1 rRNA gene (running past one end of the window) is annotated in these 1,635 nt (G+C 50.1%); it reads right to left on the bottom strand.

From position 1 onward, the window contains the following. Positions 1-1,560 (bottom strand): 23S ribosomal RNA (locus ACIQXN_RS21490); it reaches 1,473 nt to the left of the window's first position. Between the last annotated feature and the right edge of the window lie 75 nt (positions 1,561-1,635).

Here is a 1,635-nt window from a genome sequence, read left to right as displayed (position 1 = left end):
TATGGAAACGGGATTTGCCTCGTTTCCGGCCTAACTGCTTGGACGCGCATATCCAACAGCGCGCTTACCCTATCCTTCTGCGTCCCCCCATCGTTCAAACGATGTATAGGTGGTACAGGAATATCAACCTGTTGTCCATCGCCTACGCCTTTCGGCCTCGGCTTAGGTCCCGACTAACCCTGAGCGGACGAGCCTTCCTCAGGAAACCTTAGGCATTCGGTGGAAGGGATTCTCACCCTTCTTTCGCTACTCATACCGGCATTCTCACTTCTAAGCGCTCCACCAGTCCTTACGGTCTGACTTCAACGCCCTTAGAACGCTCTCCTACCATCGACACCATACGGTGTCAATCCACAGCTTCGGTGATACGTTTAGCCCCGGTACATTTTCGGCGCGGAGTCACTCGACCAGTGAGCTATTACGCACTCTTTAAATGGTGGCTGCTTCTGAGCCAACATCCTGGTTGTCTAAGCAACTCCACATCCTTTTCCACTTAACGTATACTTTGGGACCTTAGCTGGTGGTCTGGGCTGTTTCCCTTTCGACTACGGATCTTATCACTCGCAGTCTGACTCCCAAGAATAAGTATTTGGCATTCGGAGTTTGACTGAATTCGGTAACCCGTTGGGGGCCCCTAGTCCAATCAGTGCTCTACCTCCAATACTCTCATCTTGAGGCTAGCCCTAAAGCTATTTCGGAGAGAACCAGCTATCTCCAGGTTCGATTGGAATTTCTCCGCTACCCACACCTCATCCCCGCACTTTTCAACGTGCGTGGGTTCGGGCCTCCATTCAGTGTTACCTGAACTTCACCCTGGACATGGGTAGATCACCTGGTTTCGGGTCTACGACCTCATACTCATTCGCCCTATTCAGACTCGCTTTCGCTGCGGCTCCGTCTTATCAACTTAACCTCGCATGAAATCGTAACTCGCCGGTTCATTCTACAAAAGGCACGCCATTACCCATTAACGGGCTTTGACTACTTGTAGGCACACGGTTTCAGGATCTATTTCACTCCCCTTCCGGGGTGCTTTTCACCTTTCCCTCACGGTACTGGTTCACTATCGGTCACTAGGTAGTATTTAGCCTTGGGAGATGGTCCTCCCTGCTTCCGACGGGATTTCTCGTGTCCCGCCGTACTCAGGATCCACTCAGGAGGGAACGAAGTTTCAACTACAGGGTTTTTACCTTCTTCGACGGACCTTTCCAGGTCGCTTCATTTACCCCGTTCCTTTGTAACTCCATATTGAGTGTCCTACAACCCCAAGAGGCAAGCCTCTTGGTTTGGGCTACATTCCGTTTCGCTCGCCGCTACTCAGGAAATCGCTATTGCTTTCTCTTCCTCCGGGTACTTAGATGTTTCAGTTCCCCGGGTCTGCCTTCAGTACCCTATGTATTCAGGTAAAGATACTGTTCCATTACGAACAGTGGGTTTCCCCATTCGGAAATCTCCGGATCAAAGCTTACTTACAGCTCCCCGAAGCATATCGGTGTTAGTCCCGTCCTTCATCGGCTCCTAGTGCCAAGGCATCCACCGTGCGCCCTTTCTAACTTAACCGTTAAAAAAGTCTTACAGATGCTTTGAAAAAAATTAATTGCCTTCTATCTATTATCTAGTTTTCAAGGAACAATG

The organism is Peribacillus sp. NPDC097295 (assembly GCF_044761665.1).
Classification (GTDB): domain Bacteria; phylum Bacillota; class Bacilli; order Bacillales; family DSM-1321; genus Peribacillus.
This window is presented reverse-complemented; position numbering and strand designations above follow the sequence as displayed.